The organism is Bacteroides sp. AF39-11AC (genome assembly GCF_003474285.1).
GTDB lineage: Bacteria > Bacteroidota > Bacteroidia > Bacteroidales > Bacteroidaceae > Bacteroides.
In genome coordinates this window covers 547,055-563,493 of record NZ_QROH01000005.1, presented here as the reverse complement: position 1 = coordinate 563,493, position 16,439 = coordinate 547,055, and the positions used below count along the sequence as shown (strand labels likewise).

Here is a 16,439-nt window from a genome sequence, read left to right as displayed (position 1 = left end):
GTTGTTCCTCGGGCGAAATGTAGCGTGGGGCATCCTGAGCCATGAGTAATAGCAAGGGGTAGGGCACTTGCCACAAGATGTAGCGCAGGCTCCAACCGGTTGCCGTGGCCACCTGCCATACTAAACCGAACGGGCTATGAGGGCCTTCTGTGTAGCCTTTTAACTCCCGCTTTCTGATGGGCTCAAACTCGGCTTCATCGGATTGATGAGTTCCACCGAGTTGATAATAGTCTGAAAAGACTGTGGGTTGAGCATGGTAAGTAACTGGAACATGGCCTCTTGTAGGAACAGGGGATGCACGCGCCAGCGAAGCCACCAGGCCACGAGGCGGTTGAGACATCGGCCCGCGAGCCTGCCACGAACGAGTGCGTAGGCCACTATGCGACTGATGATGACGCCATGCTGCTGCATGAGACGCATGTTTTGCTCGCAGTCATAGTCTTTTATTTCTGCGTAGGTGACGCCCATCGAGAGATAGAGGTTGGCTATGCGCATCAATCCGCCCAGTCCGGGGGTACGCATCACCACGTGCATGGGCCTGCGCTTGCGGGTGAGGTACTTGAATGGGCGGACAGGAATTGCCACACCCATGTCAAGTATCAGCGCCGACGCTTTCAGTTGTTCTTTCAGTCGGCTTTCCATCATTATCCTTCTGCTTCGGTTTGAGGAGGCACGATGCGGTAGCGGGCTTTTCCGGCTTCAGTCGGCTTGAGGCACTTCACCGTACAGTCGTAGCTCAATACGCCACTCATGTTGATGGAGTCCGCCAGTTCACCGCTGAGGCGGGCACGTGGAATTTCGATAGTGTGGCCACTGACGCACTCTACCTTGAAGGCGCCTTCCAGGTCTTTGAATCCTTCGGGTGCTTCGTAAGCACCGTCTACGCTGCTGATCGTGCCGCCAAACAAGTCTTTACACATTTCGGGAATCAACTGAATCAGCTTGAAGCCGAAAGCGATGGTGCTCGGAGTGCTCACCAATTCGTCCACCGGACCGTCGTGCACTTGTGCTGCGTAAACAGGAGTTGTCTGTTTTGCTTCGCCTTTGGGTTGCAAACCATCTTGGCTGACCCAGCCGATTTCTTTACCATTGAACATGACTTTACCTACACCGTAGATGAGGCCGTTGTTTTCTTTTACTGCCATAATTTTGTTTATTAATTTAAGATAATTAAAAAAGTCGCCGTTTAATCAATATAAGGAGGAGGGCGGCAACGGCTATCTGCCCTGTCCTTATCCAAAACCATTGCCATGCTGAGGGCTGGCGAATCACCTGTGGCGGCACTTGGCTGACCGTGGTTGCAGTCTGCCGGCTGACGCGGGAGAGTTCCCGGCTCAGGAGGATGACCTGGCGTGCGAGGCTGTCGCAGGTGGCTGTGGCCTGTATGGAGTCGCCCGTGAGGCGCTTCACGCTGACCGTGGCCTGCCCGCTGCGGAAGCTAAACCCTGTCCCCACTGGTATCGCCTTCAACGTCCCGGCCGGAAATGTTGTGGTGGCGATGCTTGGCGGCACGGGCTGCTGTATTAGCGCGTATCCGTCCACCCGGTGCAGTGTGTCGCCGAGGTAGCTCTGCTCCACTTTCAGTGGTGCCTTGCAACTCGATGCGCACAGGGCAATCAGTAGCCAGGCGGCAATCGCCTGCTTTCTCCACTGCCCGTCGCAGTTTGCCAAGTTCTTCTCTGATGGCATTGATCTCTTCTTTTAATGGTTCCACTATTTCGTCCATGACTATCTGCATGGCTTTCTTCACATTATCCAGTTCGTTGCTGCGCACGTTTGAATCGGCAGCCCGGACGTCGGCTTTGAGTTTCTCCACTTCCTGCAGGTAGCGTTGCTTGTCGGTGTACACCTTGAAGCCTCCTACGCCTATGATGGCGGTGAGCAACCCGCAGGCAAGTTTCGTATATTCCAGTGCATTCATATTTTCCGTCTTTTCTCTTATAATAATGCCCATCCGGCCTCTACGTCCGCCATAAGGGCGGGGGTGCCGTTCTCTACCAGCGAGATGGCGGCGGCCAGGGCGCACAGAGTGTCGTGATCGTCCGTGTCGGGCTGGTAGGTGGCGGGCACGTGCATGGTGGAACACACTCGGCTGATGTAGGCCGATGTGTTGTTTTCGTGCGGGGGGGCCCAGCGGCTGATGAAGTCGGCCACCGTGCGGCAACCGTGCAGGTGGCCGTAGTTGCGTAGCAGTTTGAGGAGGGCACGGTAGCCGTGGGCCATACTGGTGAATTGGCAGAATGAGCTGTCCTGTGAGGGGCGTATCTCACCTTGCCACGGAGTGGCGGAGAGGCGGATGTTGCCGGGGTTGTTGTTCCTTAGTCCACGGGTCATGACCGGCCTCCTTTCCCTGCTTCCCCGATGGGGGAGTTATGATGAATCCTTTTCTGTATCATATCGGTTGCGATTTTGTTGCTGCAAACATACGATGTAGGGTGGAGGGGTGCAAAATAGTGTGTAACGCTTTCCAAACATTGCGTAACGGTTGCAGTGTTGTGGGTAAGGGGTACACTGTTTTTTCCGTTTCAGGCGGGTATTGCCGTACTTCGCAGATGTCAAAAGTGAAATACTTATTTTTCAATTAAAAATCTCCTGATATGGAACAATTAATGAGTGACTTACTGCGGCAGATTGCCGAGAAGATGGGAAACCTCGTAGAGGTGGTGGACGAAGATTACGGGCAGCTTGATGCCCTGAAGAATGGGGAGCCGGTCTATCCGGTTGCTTTTCCGTGTGTATTAGTGGGTATTCCCGAAACGGTTTGGGGGAATCTTAAGGCCGACACGCAGCGTGGTGAACCTACGTTGAGCGTACGTTTGGCTTTCGACTGCGGAGTACAGCCGCCTGTCGACGAAAGCACGGCTGTGGAGCGTGCGACGCAGCGTTATCAGTTGGTGAAACGCCTGAACGACGCGGTACAAGGATGGGGCTTTGAAGGTTGCCGGTCGGCGGCGGTGCGTACCAAGAGTGTGCAGACGGTGGAACCGGGTAATGTCAAAGTGTACGAACAGCAATATGCTGTTATGGTCATCGAGAGAGAAGTCAGAACAGCGTGAGTTGAGCATCCAGTTCGCTTTGCCGGGCCTTGATGCGCGGGTCGGCACTGGCATTGATGATGTTGTAGAATGTCTTTTCGCAGATGGGATACACAGGCCAGATGTAGCGGCGCAGGATTTCGCGGTTCGACAATCCGCTACGTGCGTGTTCTTCGTATATACGCAGCACTTCCGTCACTCTATGCGCATAGCTCATTCCGATGATGTTACGTCTCTTTTTCATAATCTGAAAGTTGATGTTAATTTTGTCAGTTAGCTCTCTATTGCAAAGGTACCGGAAATGATGTACGCTTGCAAGAAGGAGGGGCAGGAAATTATCCGGTAGTAGTGGATGGAGACACTACTACCGGATTGTTTTTTTACCGGGTAGCTAATACCTGATTTTGTTCCTGCAATCCCAATTCAGACCTTGCCATCGTTCCGGATTGTCCCGCCAGGCTTGGGCGGGGTTGTCGTAGCATTGCAGTTCATCGGAGAAGATGTCGTGACGGCGGAGTTCCGAATTATACTCGGCATATCGCCTTTCATATTCCGTGCTTTCAATATCCGACGTGTGCACATACAGCCATTCGGCCAACTCTTCGATGTGCTCACTGCTCTTTTGTAACTTTACCTCCAGTCGACGGCGATAATCGGCATTATTGCCATAACGTTTCACAAATCCCATGATAAACCTCCTTTTCTATATAGTTAATCGTTCAAGTCTTCTCCATAATACTTGGCTGCCTCTTCAGGCCAGATATCAAAGTGACCCTTTGGACCGATGAAACGCCCCTTGGAATGTGCGCGGTATCCTTCCACATAAATCTTCAATGAGGCATCGAATGCCACCTTCCTGGCACTGCGCCCGTCCGGGTTTCGACCGCTGGCGTGACTGATGAAGATGAGTAATTTATTACGGTGTTGTTCGCGGAACTTGATGTATTGGGCATACGTCATCTGTGTATATTGAAAACTGTCTATCACTACGAAGTCGGGAGCCTTCTGGCGTTTCAGGCGCAGACTGAGTTCGTCCAGCGGTTCGGCATCCAACAACAGGAAGCGGCGGTTGACGTCCTGCATGTTATAGCGTTTCAGGGTGTTCTGCATCGTCAGGCAGGCACCTTCTTCCAGGCTGTCGTAGGCTACGCGACCGAAGCGGCACAATTCCTTGCAGAGCTGCATCACGAAAGAAGTCTTTCCATTTCCGGTATTGCCCCATACGAGCCATACACCCCGGCGTTCGGGAGTGCCGAAGGCATCATGCCATGCACCTTCGAAGGCAAGTGTGTTGAATTTCATATTCAGTACCTCGCGCACACCTTTGGCGTTGCGTACAAAGGTTTTCTTGCTGTTCTCTTCTTTGCTCATGTCCGTCCCTCTTCCATCCGTTTGGCTTCGAGGATGCGCTTGCAGGCATGCACCACACGCTTTACCCGTCGAAGGTCGTATTCGCCTTGTGCAGCTTCGCGCTGCACCCGCTTTATTTCGGTCATATCCGTCAGACCATTTGCCCGGCAGATGGCGTAGACATCTTGTTCGGTGACCACATTTATGTCGAAGAACTTGCGGCCGATGCGGCTGTGTATTTCCTTATATCCCTTCTTGTTGTAGCGCAGACCGTTCTCTATGCGTCGTTTGATGTAATTGGTGGAGAGGAAGACAATGCCGCTTTTGTTCTCCAGCCGGTTATAAATGCTGATGAAGTAGCTGAAAACGGAGTCAGTCAGTTTGTCGCCCTCGTCGAAGATGATGAGCGGGGTGTTGAGGAAGGTGATGAGGGAGATAGCGTAGTCCAGCGTGTCTCTCAGATTAGTCCCATCGGTGGGGGCACCCACTTGGCGGGCTATCTCCCGCACGAAATCGCTTTTCTTCATGTCCTCGCTGCAAAGGAGGTAGAAGACGTTGCGGTGTGCACGGCGGTACTCGATTGCGGCCGTGGTTTTACCGCAACCGGCATCGCCCACTATCCAGGTGGTATTTTTATAAGCTTGTGCATCGGTCATAGCAAAAGTTATGCGCGAAAAGGTGCTGCTCTCGGTCAGTGTCCAACGCTCAAGGTTATGGCCTATCTGTGCGGCTATCCGGCTGAACATGTCATCGCTGATGCTGGTGTACTTCGAATTGCAGATTTGTGATACTGTGGCGGTACTCACTCCGTTCAGACTCTCGCCGGCACGATTCTGCGAGGGGTAGTTACTGCAATACTCTATTAGGGCGTCGCGGATAGAGTCCTTATCCTGTTTGGTAAGTTCTTTCATGGCTTATATAATATATAAATGATTACTGAATGGGGGTAATTGTAAGAAAAAGATAATTCTACTATTACCGAATTCACGTTAATTATTAAAAAAACTTTGGTAGAAGTCCGCTTTCGTCAGTTGAGACGTTGCCTTGGTATATTCGCCTATGGAAGCGATTCCTTCAATCCTCTCTGTTTCAGCTTCTTCCTCTTTGTATGTTCCGGGCCCCATCCCTTCAGGGAATTCTACCGGTGGAATTAATCTCTCGTCAGCGTACTCTTCGCGGTAGTTTTCCATGCCTTTCTGAGAGATGCCTATGGGACGTGGTACCCTTAGTCGAACATAGGCCTCGCTTATGCACTCTTCCAGCATCAGTTCTTCGCAAGCAATGTGGTGGGCGGCGCGGGCACGTTCATTTTCGCGTATCTGGGCGAATAGGAGCGTGTTTTCCTCCGGTGTGCGGTCGGCTGTGGCGCGATGGATGACTATTTTCGGCGTGGCGGTGGCGGCATAAACCAGTCCGGAGGGAGTGCTCTGCCAAAGTTCTATAATCGTCATATCCTGTGGGTCGTAGCGATAATGGAAACTGTTGCCCACATTTTGGATGTGGAAGTTCATGTTCACCAGCCCGCTTTCGGTATACACCATGTAGCGGTATTGCTGGCGGTTCTGTTCGAAGATGAAGCCTTGTTTGCTGTATTTCACGCTATCTCGGCTGACGAGTTTGAAGAGTTCCTGCACCTCATAGGCGTCCAGCAGTTCGGCATTCGGACTGTTGAAGGTAGTGTACATCTCCATGCGGGTCATCCCGGTTTCCGAAGTAGGGTGTTCCATGTCGTTCCACTCCCGGCGGCAACGGATATACTGTTCTTTCATTTCTTCCAGTGTGGGTAATTGGGAAATGTTGGCCATCACGAGGTCGAGGTTGATGTGGCTGTTCGGTTTCACGGCGGTGATGTTCTGCCCGGTGAAGTTATACAGCTTGTGGAGCACCTGTTGCTGGAAACGTCCGAAGGCGCTCTCTATGCTCTTGGACTGGCCGTTGTGGGGCATGGTCGTCTTGTGCAGATGGCATATTTTACTGAAGAAAGCCTGTGCTTCAGGTTTCTTGTGCCCACCTTGGTTATCGGTCACAATTTCGTGCGGTTTCACTTTCCAGGTTTCCAGTGCCATGCGGTAGGCGTCGTATTGGGTGAGGAAATTCTCAGTCCCGAAAGCGTAGCCCAGAAAAACTTCCGTGCAGGCATCCATTACTTCATATACGTCGGTGGTGCGTGCCACCATGCGCTTCTGCTTTTTGTCATATGCCTTATAATAGAGGTTGAGCTTTGTACCATCGCCGTACCATAGCGTGTTCGGCATTTCCGGTAATTTGGTGTCGAACTGCGGCATGAACTCATTCTTAAAGGCCACTTCGCCGTGGACTGCAGCATACCACCACAGCTTAATATTGGTCTTGTAGAGGTAATTGTTCACAGTTTGCGGAGATTCAATCCGGTTCAGCCCTCTTATTTTCGCCTGCCGGTTGTACTCTTCAAATATCTGCATATCGGTGTATACCGGAAACTTGCTACGTTTCAGTTTCAGTAACAGACGTCCTTCGCGCATGCCTACTTTGCGGGCGGACTGGTTACCCGAATTTCCATTCACAAGTACCTGATAGCCATACTGTTTGTATGCATCGAATTTTTCCAACAGACGCGGTGTACTTCGAGGCAGTGTGTGCCCGTATCGCTGCCGCAGGTGCTCGCAAAGGGCGAGGAGAGTGTTGCGCACCAGTTTCTTGTTCCTAAATCCGCAAGTACTGTGCCGACAGGTCATATCCGCTTCTTTGGCCTTCATGGCATTCAATACTTTAGCATTCAGTGTATATTCCGCCTGCCGTTCCAGTGTGATTTTCGGCGTGTACCTTTTAAAGAATTCCACAGCTTTGCTGTCACTGTTCAAGCGCTCGTTCATGGAGAGCTGTGGTTGTATGAACTGTTCTTTGGCCCGTGGATTTCTTGCGTCATAAGCGGCACGGATGGCTTCCGGCAGACTTTCGTAGGCAATTTGCGCCTTCCGACCGTTTCCTCCTCTTCTGAGTACGCGGAACTTCCCGTCACGAACATGTTTTTTGTAATTCGCCCGACTCATTATTCCGCTTCCTACAAGCTCGTCAAACGTCACACACGGTATTTTTCCAAACATTTCCATAGTCAGAAATTTTATTTTTCAAGAGTTCTTATTCATGAAATATTCAATATCGAACCAAGCGTACACTCCCGGCAAGTGTATCGCCTTTCGTTCATCGTCCGTTTCTTCTTCCATATCGAAGCAGATTTCATTATTCTCTATATGCATCAGGCAGTCATATTGCTGTAACAATGCAGCCAGATCTGCGAGAAATACCCGCTCTTTACCTGTCAGTTTCCTGTCCATATCACAATTCTTTCGTTACCACCGCCTTTACGGTTTCTCCTTTCGCATTTAGTATCCTGACTATTTGTGGGGTCTTTCCCTCATCACTCAGCAGCTTCGCGCCAAGTTGTGTCAGTGCCACATGTCTCATGCGTGCCGCTTCCAAACTATTCCGTTTGAAACTCATCGCCAGGCTGACGGTAGGTCTGCTCACTTTAAACACCTTCATAAGGTGAGTATAAGCTTCACCTTTTTTTTTCGGATTTTCCCATTCTATTTTCTTCATACTATCAATGGTTTAATTGTTTGTTCGTCATCATTCTTTCTTGCTATGAGGTCATTTCTTTTTCTCCCATGGCAAGTATTTTGCATCAACCGCCCTTTTTCTTTTTCATATTCCACTCTTGGGTTATTGTTTTTATGCGCCTTTTTTTGTTTCTTTGTGCGTTGTAAACGTTTAACCTGATGCAAAGGTATACAGTATTCTGTACCAAACAAAGGGGAATGATAATTATTTTTACAGTAAACTGTATTTTTATATGCTAAATGAGCTCTCTGTGCGTTTTCTGAAGGTATTGGAATTCCTAATTGATAAAAAATATGTGTCTGATAATAAAGATTTTGCATCAAAAATATCAGTCAGCGCTTCTTTGATTACGGAAATTTCAAAAGGAAGGAGTAATGTTGGATTGACGGCTATCCAAAACACTGTATTAACATTCCCTATTGATTCGGATTGGCTCCTCACTGGCCGTGGCTGTATGTTTCGTGATAGTGAAGAGACAGGAGATGCATCAGGTTCTCTTCAGACAGACTTCTTATCCGCACCTGAAAGTGCTTCTTTTTTATATAGGATGTATAAAGAGAAGGACGATGAGAACAAATCCCTTATAGAAGAGCTTGGTGGTTTGAAAGAACGTCTCCGACATTTTGAATCCGAGCTATTGCAATATGAGTCACAACCGGAAAAGTATAAGGAGCGTCATTCGGTTTTAGCCTCGTCGGAGACTGTGATACCTGCTACTATAAAGTAACACTTTGCAGCCGACTCCGACTCTGCCGCTTCTGCTATTGTCTTTTTGAACAGATTGTGGATTCATGTGATAATTAATCTGCATACCTTGTGGCGCACACATTTTCATCACAATAATACCATCTAAAACGTATATTGTGGCTCAAAATCAGTCAATTATATTAATTTTATAGTCTTATTCTTTCTCTTGTTGTGCTGTATTATCCCCCTGCAAAAGTCCATTTAAAGCGTTTAAAGATACTGTGTCGAAAGAAATATCACTTCAAGAAGACTCTGCTTTTAATGGTAAAAAAGTATCCCCAACCTTCATCTTGGTAATTGATCGAGACATAATTGTCTTCCCAACTAAGTATCCCCAACGGTATCCTCAACTCCTCATTTAACACTTATGGCATTTTGCATCCTTATCCTTCTTTTGCTTATTTCTGTATTTAGCGATAACAATGTAGTCTGGTGCAACCATTCGATTTGATTTCATTCGTAAGAGACTGTCCTGTTTAACTTGTTGATTATTAGCTGATATTTGTGCTTTTCTCTCTCTTGAGTTTATATACAGAATGTTTTATTTCTTTTATATGGCACATAGGATAGAAGAATAATGGAGAAAGAGGGGTTTACCACCCCTCTTTCTCCACTTCAAAGCACGGACACTCCTTCGTCCACTCCATCGGTTCCACCTCCCCGTTTCCATTTACATCCGGACTCAAATCCCGATGTCCCACCACCCGTGCCTCCGGATAGTCCATCATCAATGCCCGCATCAGTACCCGCAACGAATGTCGTTGCCATTCCGTCCGGGTGTCCTTTGCCAGTCCGTGACTGTCCAATCCACCCTCGTAGCAGATGCCAATCGAGTGAGCATTGTACCCACGCGCGTGGGCGCCAACCCTCTCGACCGCGCGTGTGGACTTGATGTCACCGTTACGGCGAACGTAGAAATGATAGCCAATGCCATCAAAGCCACGGAGGCGGTGGGCGGTGTCCAAGTCGTGCTCGGTAAAGGGATGGTCCTCACGGGTGGCACTACAATGGATGACGATTAAATCAATCCTTCTCATACAGATCACATATTCATCGCATTGGCACTAAAAGCACCTATTATAGCCGAAGCCACTGCGATAATTACTTTCAAAATCTTGTCCCAAGTCGTTTTTTTCATAAGAGAGTTTTTTTAGTGATTAGCGATTAGTGATAAATGATAAGCAGGCTGCGCAGCCTTTAATTTTTAATTCTTTAATTTTTAATTTCCAAGGCCGGAGGCTTTGGATCTTATCCCAGCGGATCACCTTCAATTCCGCCATCACCTCCGGAATTTCCGCCACCGGAATTTCCACCGGACGAGCTGCCGTCTTCGGACACTAATTCGAAGGTGATATTATTCGCACCCCCTCTGGTACTGGCATTGCTGTCGTTCACCAGACGCAAGGTGTTGGCCACCTTGAAGCGAATATTTACACGTTCAATATTCTTCACCGTACAGTCCTTCGCCACTTCGGTGGCGCGACATTTAAAGGTGGTGTGGAAAATCCCGAAACCGTCCAGGCGGACACTGTTACCGTCGGTCATCACTTGGCGCATCTGGCGCACGATGGCTTTACCGACGTGTACCACGTCTTCAGCCGACATTCCGCCCAGGGCTTCAATGTCCTGTGCGATGCGTTCAAGGTCGAAGATTTTTGCATCTTTCGATTTGCGCTTCAAGGTAAACACCATTGGAGAATCTGCATCTCCGATTTTTTTGTGGCGCTGTGTGCGCACTACTAAAGCGTTTGACATGTTGAGTAATGTTTTAATCGTTAATAATTAATTTTTCAACGTTGATGCAACAAAGATACAGCATGAGGCAAGGGAGGAGGGACGTTAAGGGACGCTACAGGACGTTACGGGAGAATAAGGGACGATAAAGGACCATAGAGTGTGGAAAAAAACGGGGAACCCTAAGGTTCCCCGAAAACATTGACGATGAGTTGTACTTGTGCAGGCGTATAATGCCTGCTACCGCGCTTCATACCCGTGGCCAGCAAACGTTGTTCCAGTCCCGGAGCTGTGCGTATCCACTCGTTGAATTGTTTGACAGCGGTATGCTGGCACACCCCGCGAATGTAGCACATAGCCAGTTCGCCTTTTCCGTAAGTACGTATCGGGAAGTGGGCGTCAAGGTTTGAATCATCTTCTTCTTTCATGCGTTAAAGTTTAGGTTATTTACTGTTTTAAAATATGTACAAATATACTGATTTTTAATCGAATAAACAACCTTGATCGGGGTTGTTTTTTAACCAATTTTCGTTATCGAATTTGGTGTTTATCGGTCCCGGCTTGTCGCCGTCCGGTCCATGCACAATATCTTCCTCGCAAGGCCAGTAGCGTCCGTTGATGCGGTTGTAGACAAACTTCGCATGCGTATAACCGCTACCCAAGTGCTTGAAACGGACTTTGTCAATGTAGACGGTGACGAGTTGCTTGGCATCGTCGCGACTCACGCAGAGACAGTAGTCGGACATATTTCCGAAGTTGGCCGAACCGTTGATGTCGTTCATCTCCACCCGGCGCAGTTCTCCGGTGGCGGTGTTGCGGTTCATCTTGCGCGGGTGCGCCACGAGAATGACCAGGCATTTATGTTGTGCGGCGAAACGCCCCAGCTTGCCCAGCAGCGAAGTGATGTACATCAGTTCTGTCTGTCCCGGTTCCAATTGCTGGTCCAGGCGGTTCAGCGGGTCGATGACGAGGATGCGCACTCCGCGGCGGTACACCAGTTGGCGGGCTTTCTCCAGGATATGGTCGATGGTACAGGCCTCGGTGCCCGGCAAGATGTGCGTCACGTTGGCTGCCAGCCAGTTCACAGCGTGGTTGTATAACTCTTCCGTCATGCCCGGACTGGTGCCGAATTGCAGTCCTGTCAACTTTTCAATCAACTTGGCATGATGATAATTGACCGGCGAGTTTTCGGGGCTGAAGTAGGCTATCTTCCACTCATGGCGCAGGCAGAGACGCAAGACAAGTTCGTCGACAAATTCGGATTTCCCGTGTCCCGGCATTCCCGATACCACTACGTTCCGCCCGGTCTCGAAAGTGCAGTTCGCATCAAAGTTTTCCCAACCCGTATCGGCACCGCGGCACAGTCCGTTTTCGAAGAGCGTACGCAGGTCTTCCCGGTAATCCTCGGCGGTGAATACGCCTTCCAGCGGGATCTCTTCGGCTTGTGCCAGAGTGATGAGGAGACTTTGAGCGCCATAAAGAACTAAATGTTCATTGGCGTCCTTGCATCCGGGGCCGAAGTGTACCAGACGGCAACGTTCCGCTCCCAGGCGGCGAACGAGTTCATGACGTAGCGATTGTCCGGCTCCGTCCTCGTCGGCAGCGATGTAAATTACCTTCTTTGGTTCGAAGTGCGTCTCCACAAACCTGTCCATCCATGTGAGGTTGCTCTGCGCACCGGCAGGTACGGAGATGACGTCTTTCCGTCCGGCAGTCATGAAGGCGCAGGCATCAAATTCACCTTCGGTGATGATGCACTCCGGAGTGTCGGCAATGGCGTCGATATTGTAGGGAATGAGTTCGGCGCCGGTCACCATTTTGAAGTGTTTCAGTGCGCTGCGGTATTTGGTGTTGATGAGTACACCGTTCTCGAAGTAATTGAAGCAGAGGCAATTCTCTATTTCATTGCTACCCGGTAGTTTGATGCATTCTTCAGTGATGCGCAGTTCGGCGAGCAGATGCTGGGCAAGACAGCGTTTTTGCGTCCAGTATTTTTCCAGCTTTTCACTCAACTTTGCTTTTGCGGGGTCAAATGTGGGGCGACGGAAGTGCGAGGGCAGTTGGCTGGCTTTCCGGCGTTGTTCCTGGCGTTGTTGACGTTGGCGTTCTTCGGCATCGTCGGGCACGTAGAGTTTGTAGCCACAGTGATGGCAGTAGCATACTCCTTCGCTCAGGTTGACGGAGAGCGATTTGTCTCCTTTGTGTCCGCGGGTGTCGTTGCACTGGGGGCAGATGGTTTTGATTTTGCCGCTGTTGCGGCCTTTGGTGTCGATTCCGTACTGGTGAAAGTTTCTCATTTTCAGTCGAATTGTTTTTAAGTTTATTTTTGATGAATGTTTTCTAATGCCACAGCTTAACGCCCGCGATGCCACATCTCGCGGGTGCCGATGCCACACTTGGACGACCGTGAAGTGTGGCATTGCGGGCGTTGAAGTGTGGTATTTACCCTGCTCAGGTGTGGCGTTTGGGGTGCTTAGGTGTAGCGTTTTGTGAGCTCCACGAATGCGTTGCTTCGTTCCAGAAAGCAGTTGCATCCGGTCGGGGCGGGGCATCATCGGGAATGGGGCAGCCCAGATAGGTGCGTCGGCCGTTGACGAGCTGTTCGTAGCGATGAGGGTCGGGTGGGGCGGCGGACTGCTGCCGGGCGTCGATGGCAAGCAGAGCTGCATACAGGGTTTGCGAGGTGCGCGGCTCTTTGGTATAGTTGTTGAAGTAGTTGCGGGCTTCTTCCCGGCTGTCTATGTTTTTTTCTTTCCCGTGGAGGAGCACATGTTCTTCAAATATTTCCAGAGCCTCTTTGAATCGCCTGTTCAACAAAGAACTGAAGTTGCTTGTCATGCAGACTCTGTCCTTCCATTCGCTGTCTTGTGCAAGGTTGGCTATCAACTCCCGCCAAGGACGGAAAGGCGGCATGGTATTTTGCGCAACTTGTACTTCTCCGTCGTCGTCGTTCTTTTTGACGACGAAGTCGTTTTTTCTATTCTCATCTTCTCTGCTCTTCTCTTTTCTACTCTTATCTTCTCTTACGTGCGCGAGGGTTAGTTTTCTGTATTCATTGCTGATATACTGGTTGTTATCGTTGTTTTGAACCTCTTCGTTTTTATCAAGAGTTTCCATGTTGTTTGGTAGTTCTCTATTAGTTTCTTGCGAATTGTCTGGCAATTCCGGTGCAGTTTCCGAGCTGTTTTTGGCAGGTGAGTTGTAGTTGATGGTTGACTCGAACTCCTTTCCTTTTATAACGAAAAGCTTGTAGTTCCGGATGATTTTTTCCATGTATGCTTTTCCGAATCCCTTTCTCTTCATGGTGTTCAGTTGCTGGAAAGAGAGTTTTCCATCTGGTTGGATGTGAAGGGTTTCGATGATATACAAATACGTTCCGTATCCTCTTCCGCCTTCATGGTCAATGAGTGCGGATAACCTTTTGTCGTTCGACAGGTCGTTTGGGTGTTTAAACCATGCAAATTTTTTCATGTTTAATGAGTTGGTTAATTTTTAGTTTTTATTCAGGAAGGATAGAAGGGCTTCATAGTGTGGGGGAAAGCTGTTCGGCAGTTGTATCGTTCTTAAATATGGTGCGAAATTACATATTATTATTGATGTATAAAAACGTACAAATGTAGGGTTAATGAATGACTAACAGGCTCTGTTGTAGTTGTCGGGGCTTTTTAAAATTCATTATGGAGTATAATCCCTACAGAACTGTTTTTGCGCATTTTTTTTCAAATAAAATAAATGGAGGAGCTCTTCTTGCCGGTAGGTTTATGTGGTTGTGTATCATAATCTTTTGTGTTACACAACTTTACTGGTTATTACTCGTCTTGTGTTCACCAATTTCTCTTGTGCTTCTGCGAATGTGTCCTAACATTCGTTTTTCACTGTCAGAGAGATGCTTCTTGTCTTTGTCTGCCAACAGATAAGGAATAACTTCTGAGATAATTTCCAACTGGTCCAGTAACGGATTCTTCTTGTGTTTTGCTTCGCATTCAAAGCGAAGTTCTTCTCTGCCTTCTATGCAGAGAGTTAAAGTACATTTTTATTCATAATAAAACGATATAAAAAAGTGCAAAGATAGTGTTTTCCGGTTAGAATATCTTGAATTTCAGATGTTTTTTAGTAAGCTACAATTTTGAAGTGATAAGTCCTCGGAGTGTACCGTGGAGAACAGATCTTGTTAACCGGCATTTGCCATGAAGCAGATACATTACAGCTTTCTTGGGAGCGGCGATGAGGGAGAGATAGAGGCATGACAGGATTTTTCCAGTTCCCTGTACGTTTCGGCGTGCATAGAGGATACGCGCGCGCGATAAGTAAAACTCTCTTAATGGGCTCCCTTTCCGGGCTGTCATACTTTCTTTGTGGTAGACTATGGCGGCCGGCTCATACCACAGTTTGTATCCGGCGCGATGCATGCGGGCCGACCAGTCGAGTTCTTCATAAAAGAGGAAGTAAATTTCCGTCATGGGACCTACTTGCTGCAGAACTTGACGCGATACCATCATGGCGGCACCATGCAGTGAGGCTGTTTCGCGTGCCATCCGATAGCAGGGTTGGTCTTTTTCGTTGAACCCTATGGCTGCATTTCGCAGTGTGGTGGGACTGAGGGGGGTGAAGCCTGCATATTGCAACGTATCGGGTGCATAGCTGAATTTCAGCATGGGGGAGACACCACCGTTCATTTTATCGGCTTCCAGCCGTCTCACCAGTGCTTCCAGTATGGGTTCTTGTATCAGTGTGTCGTTATTGAGAAAGAAGAGGTATTCTCCTTGGGCTACCTTCAGGCCTGCGTTGTTGCCTCCGGCAAATCCGGTGTTGGTATTTTGTACAACCTTTATTTCCGGATATCGCTTTTTGATTTCTTCGCCTTCGGGAGCGCGCGAACCATTATCTACCACTATGATTTCATAGGGATAGGTTTCATACTTGCGGAATGAATCTATCATTTCGCAGGTATCGGCAAGGCCGTTGTAATTGACGGTGATGATGGAGACCATAACTCTTCTTATTTTCTTTTCAACCAGAATACTGCCCAGTTTCTAAAGGTGATATACTTACCGATAGCTAAACGCCGGAAACGGCAGGCTGTTTCTATTTTTTCTAAAAAAGTCATTCTGTGTCCTGCCCATATCACATCGTTCAAAGTTTGAAACAGATATTTGTTGATGACGGATGCCCATTCAGGATGCTGTGGCAGCAAATTGCATATTTCGGTGAAAGCAGCCGTATACCCTTCTATATTTCGCATACTGAAGCGTTGCGTCATGATAGAACCGCTTCGTATCCTCCTTTTAAAAAATGGCTGTGGAATGTAGCGTATGCGTTCCGCATACAAATATATTTGTAAGGCGAAAGGATGATCTTCATGGATAGTTCCGGGAGGGAATCTTTTAAAAAACTTATTTAGAAACTGGCGATTAACAAAGCATAGCCAAACGGGAGTTCTAAACAGCTGATTGTCTAACTCATAATTCAGCAGGTCTATTCCCTTCCATACGTTTTCATCAATTTTTTCTTTCCGGTTGTAGTCCGGAATGTTTTCAGTTCTTGCAGAGTCAAGGATGGGTTCAGCATCGAAAAACACGAAGTCTAAATTGTCCTTCTCACAAGTCTGGTAACATTGTTGCAATGCATTTCGATCCAGGAGATCATCACTGTCCATGAAATATATATATTTTCCTGTGGCATGTTTCATGGCTTGATTCCGTGCAACGGATAGTCCTTGGTTGGGTTGTGTATGATATTGAATCCGTGAGTCCTTTGTCGCGTATTCTTCAATGATCTTCATACTGCCATCTGTGGAACCATCATTGAGCAGGATGATTTCCTGTTCTTCCAATGTCTGGGTACATATACTGTTTAATGTTTCACGCAGGTAGTCGCCTGTATTGTATACAGGTATTATGACGGAAACTTTTGGGGATGGATTGCTATTTTTGATGCAATGATTCATTCCTTTGGTTGTTTGATACTTACAAA

At 48.4% G+C, this 16,439-nt stretch carries 21 protein-coding genes; 2 read left to right on the top strand and 19 right to left on the bottom strand.

The window, feature by feature from the left end:
* Positions 1–159 precede the first annotated feature (159 nt).
* The 4 genes from DW036_RS13565 to DW036_RS13545 all read right to left on the bottom strand — a co-directional run bounded on the left by DW036_RS13565 (position 160) and on the right by DW036_RS13545 (position 2,334).
* Positions 160–645, bottom strand: coding sequence for a hypothetical protein (locus DW036_RS13565; RefSeq protein ID WP_118464834.1), 486 nt, complete (start codon positions 643–645; stop codon positions 160–162).
* Positions 645–1,145: a hypothetical protein gene (locus DW036_RS13560; RefSeq protein ID WP_118421841.1), complete on the bottom strand. Its 501-nt coding sequence runs from the start codon at positions 1,143–1,145 to the stop codon at positions 645–647. The genes DW036_RS13565 and DW036_RS13560 overlap by 1 nt, the downstream gene beginning before the upstream one ends.
* Before the next feature lie 293 nt (positions 1,146–1,438).
* Positions 1,439–1,921, bottom strand: coding sequence for a hypothetical protein (locus tag DW036_RS13550; RefSeq protein ID WP_118464904.1), 483 nt, complete (start codon positions 1,919–1,921; stop codon positions 1,439–1,441).
* 17 nt (positions 1,922–1,938) lie between these two features.
* Positions 1,939–2,334, bottom strand: coding sequence for a structural protein P5 (locus DW036_RS13545; protein WP_118464833.1), 396 nt, complete (start codon positions 2,332–2,334; stop codon positions 1,939–1,941).
* 275 nt (positions 2,335–2,609) lie between these two features.
* Between DW036_RS13545 and DW036_RS13540 the strand changes: the two genes are divergently transcribed.
* Entirely contained in the window at positions 2,610–3,056 is a 447-nt protein-coding gene (locus DW036_RS13540) for a hypothetical protein (protein ID WP_233560428.1), read from the top strand.
* On the opposite strand, the gene DW036_RS13535 is transcribed toward DW036_RS13540, so the two are convergent.
* The 7 genes from DW036_RS13535 to DW036_RS13505 all read right to left on the bottom strand — a co-directional run bounded on the left by DW036_RS13535 (position 3,043) and on the right by DW036_RS13505 (position 7,964).
* A complete protein-coding gene (locus tag DW036_RS13535) occupies positions 3,043–3,279 on the bottom strand; it encodes a hypothetical protein (RefSeq protein WP_118464831.1) in 237 nt (78 codons plus the stop codon). The two genes, DW036_RS13540 and DW036_RS13535, sit on opposite strands and share 14 nt — an antisense overlap.
* Before the next feature lie 147 nt (positions 3,280–3,426).
* On the bottom strand, positions 3,427–3,723 hold the full coding sequence (locus DW036_RS13530) for a hypothetical protein (protein ID WP_118464830.1): 297 nt from the start codon (positions 3,721–3,723) through the stop codon (positions 3,427–3,429).
* Between the two features lie 23 nt (positions 3,724–3,746).
* Entirely contained in the window at positions 3,747–4,406 is a 660-nt protein-coding gene (locus DW036_RS13525; protein ID WP_118464829.1) for a hypothetical protein, read from the bottom strand.
* Positions 4,403–5,296, bottom strand: coding sequence for an ATP-binding protein (locus DW036_RS13520; protein ID WP_118464828.1), 894 nt, complete (start codon positions 5,294–5,296; stop codon positions 4,403–4,405). Before DW036_RS13520 ends, DW036_RS13525 begins: the two co-directional genes overlap by 4 nt.
* A gap of 78 nt (positions 5,297–5,374) precedes the next feature.
* Positions 5,375–7,474: a DDE-type integrase/transposase/recombinase gene (locus DW036_RS13515; protein WP_118464827.1), complete on the bottom strand. Its 2,100-nt coding sequence runs from the start codon at positions 7,472–7,474 to the stop codon at positions 5,375–5,377.
* An 18-nt stretch (positions 7,475–7,492) separates the two neighbouring features.
* The gene (locus tag DW036_RS13510; protein WP_118464826.1) at positions 7,493–7,699 is read right to left on the bottom strand and encodes a hypothetical protein; all 207 of its coding nucleotides are present in this window, start codon (positions 7,697–7,699) and stop codon (positions 7,493–7,495) included.
* A gap of 1 nt (position 7,700) precedes the next feature.
* Positions 7,701–7,964 (bottom strand): hypothetical protein, encoded by a 264-nt coding sequence (locus tag DW036_RS13505; RefSeq protein WP_118464825.1) that lies wholly within the window; start codon positions 7,962–7,964, stop codon positions 7,701–7,703.
* Between the two features lie 253 nt (positions 7,965–8,217).
* On the opposite strand from DW036_RS13505, the gene DW036_RS13495 reads away from it, so the two are divergent.
* Positions 8,218–8,712: a hypothetical protein gene (locus tag DW036_RS13495; protein WP_118464823.1), complete on the top strand. Its 495-nt coding sequence runs from the start codon at positions 8,218–8,220 to the stop codon at positions 8,710–8,712.
* A 613-nt stretch (positions 8,713–9,325) separates the two neighbouring features.
* Here the strand turns inward: DW036_RS13495 and DW036_RS13490 are convergent.
* The 8 genes from DW036_RS13490 to DW036_RS13460 all read right to left on the bottom strand — a co-directional run bounded on the left by DW036_RS13490 (position 9,326) and on the right by DW036_RS13460 (position 16,413).
* The gene (locus DW036_RS13490) at positions 9,326–9,769 is read right to left on the bottom strand and encodes an N-acetylmuramoyl-L-alanine amidase (RefSeq protein WP_118464822.1); all 444 of its coding nucleotides are present in this window, start codon (positions 9,767–9,769) and stop codon (positions 9,326–9,328) included.
* Between the two features lie 5 nt (positions 9,770–9,774).
* On the bottom strand, positions 9,775–9,870 hold the full coding sequence (locus tag DW036_RS25550) for a smalltalk protein (protein WP_158585964.1): 96 nt from the start codon (positions 9,868–9,870) through the stop codon (positions 9,775–9,777).
* A gap of 110 nt (positions 9,871–9,980) precedes the next feature.
* The gene (locus tag DW036_RS13485; RefSeq protein ID WP_118464821.1) at positions 9,981–10,487 is read right to left on the bottom strand and encodes a DNA-binding protein; all 507 of its coding nucleotides are present in this window, start codon (positions 10,485–10,487) and stop codon (positions 9,981–9,983) included.
* Positions 10,488–10,648: 161 nt separating this feature from the next.
* Positions 10,649–10,894 (bottom strand): DUF4248 domain-containing protein, encoded by a 246-nt coding sequence (locus DW036_RS13480; RefSeq protein ID WP_118464820.1) that lies wholly within the window; start codon positions 10,892–10,894, stop codon positions 10,649–10,651.
* 54 nt (positions 10,895–10,948) lie between these two features.
* Positions 10,949–12,763, bottom strand: a complete 1,815-nt coding sequence (locus DW036_RS13475; RefSeq protein ID WP_118464819.1) for a DnaB-like helicase C-terminal domain-containing protein — start codon at positions 12,761–12,763, stop codon at positions 10,949–10,951.
* A gap of 154 nt (positions 12,764–12,917) precedes the next feature.
* Positions 12,918–13,769 (bottom strand): hypothetical protein, encoded by an 852-nt coding sequence (locus DW036_RS13470; RefSeq protein ID WP_233560427.1) that lies wholly within the window; start codon positions 13,767–13,769, stop codon positions 12,918–12,920.
* A gap of 815 nt (positions 13,770–14,584) precedes the next feature.
* On the bottom strand, positions 14,585–15,457 hold the full coding sequence (locus DW036_RS13465) for a glycosyltransferase family 2 protein (RefSeq protein WP_118464817.1): 873 nt from the start codon (positions 15,455–15,457) through the stop codon (positions 14,585–14,587).
* Between the two features lie 8 nt (positions 15,458–15,465).
* A complete protein-coding gene (locus tag DW036_RS13460) occupies positions 15,466–16,413 on the bottom strand; it encodes a glycosyltransferase (protein WP_118464816.1) in 948 nt (315 codons plus the stop codon).
* Between the last annotated feature and the right edge of the window lie 26 nt (positions 16,414–16,439).

Bases quoted from the DNA above. Each gene is read 5' to 3' on its own strand.
- DW036_RS13565 (WP_118464834.1), bottom strand. From the start codon at position 645: ATGATGGAAAGCCGACTGAAAGAACAACTGAAAGCGTCGGCGCTGATA.
- DW036_RS13560 (WP_118421841.1), bottom strand. From the start codon at position 1,145: ATGGCAGTAAAAGAAAACAACGGCCTCATCTACGGTGTAGGTAAAGTC.
- DW036_RS13550 (WP_118464904.1), bottom strand. From the start codon at position 1,921: ATGAATGCACTGGAATATACGAAACTTGCCTGCGGGTTGCTCACCGCC.
- DW036_RS13545 (WP_118464833.1), bottom strand. From the start codon at position 2,334: ATGACCCGTGGACTAAGGAACAACAACCCCGGCAACATCCGCCTCTCC.
- DW036_RS13540 (WP_233560428.1), top strand. From the start codon at position 2,610: ATGAGTGACTTACTGCGGCAGATTGCCGAGAAGATGGGAAACCTCGTA.
- DW036_RS13535 (WP_118464831.1), bottom strand. From the start codon at position 3,279: ATGAAAAAGAGACGTAACATCATCGGAATGAGCTATGCGCATAGAGTG.
- DW036_RS13530 (WP_118464830.1), bottom strand. From the start codon at position 3,723: ATGGGATTTGTGAAACGTTATGGCAATAATGCCGATTATCGCCGTCGA.
- DW036_RS13525 (WP_118464829.1), bottom strand. From the start codon at position 4,406: ATGAGCAAAGAAGAGAACAGCAAGAAAACCTTTGTACGCAACGCCAAA.
- DW036_RS13520 (WP_118464828.1), bottom strand. From the start codon at position 5,296: ATGAAAGAACTTACCAAACAGGATAAGGACTCTATCCGCGACGCCCTA.
- DW036_RS13515 (WP_118464827.1), bottom strand. From the start codon at position 7,474: ATGGAAATGTTTGGAAAAATACCGTGTGTGACGTTTGACGAGCTTGTA.
- DW036_RS13510 (WP_118464826.1), bottom strand. From the start codon at position 7,699: ATGGACAGGAAACTGACAGGTAAAGAGCGGGTATTTCTCGCAGATCTG.
- DW036_RS13505 (WP_118464825.1), bottom strand. From the start codon at position 7,964: ATGAAGAAAATAGAATGGGAAAATCCGAAAAAAAAAGGTGAAGCTTAT.
- DW036_RS13495 (WP_118464823.1), top strand. From the start codon at position 8,218: ATGCTAAATGAGCTCTCTGTGCGTTTTCTGAAGGTATTGGAATTCCTA.
- DW036_RS13490 (WP_118464822.1), bottom strand. From the start codon at position 9,769: ATGAGAAGGATTGATTTAATCGTCATCCATTGTAGTGCCACCCGTGAG.
- DW036_RS25550 (WP_158585964.1), bottom strand. From the start codon at position 9,870: ATGAAAAAAACGACTTGGGACAAGATTTTGAAAGTAATTATCGCAGTG.
- DW036_RS13485 (WP_118464821.1), bottom strand. From the start codon at position 10,487: ATGTCAAACGCTTTAGTAGTGCGCACACAGCGCCACAAAAAAATCGGA.
- DW036_RS13480 (WP_118464820.1), bottom strand. From the start codon at position 10,894: ATGAAAGAAGAAGATGATTCAAACCTTGACGCCCACTTCCCGATACGT.
- DW036_RS13475 (WP_118464819.1), bottom strand. From the start codon at position 12,763: ATGAGAAACTTTCACCAGTACGGAATCGACACCAAAGGCCGCAACAGC.
- DW036_RS13470 (WP_233560427.1), bottom strand. From the start codon at position 13,769: ATGAAGAGAAAGGGATTCGGAAAAGCATACATGGAAAAAATCATCCGG.
- DW036_RS13465 (WP_118464817.1), bottom strand. From the start codon at position 15,457: ATGGTCTCCATCATCACCGTCAATTACAACGGCCTTGCCGATACCTGC.
- DW036_RS13460 (WP_118464816.1), bottom strand. From the start codon at position 16,413: ATGAATCATTGCATCAAAAATAGCAATCCATCCCCAAAAGTTTCCGTC.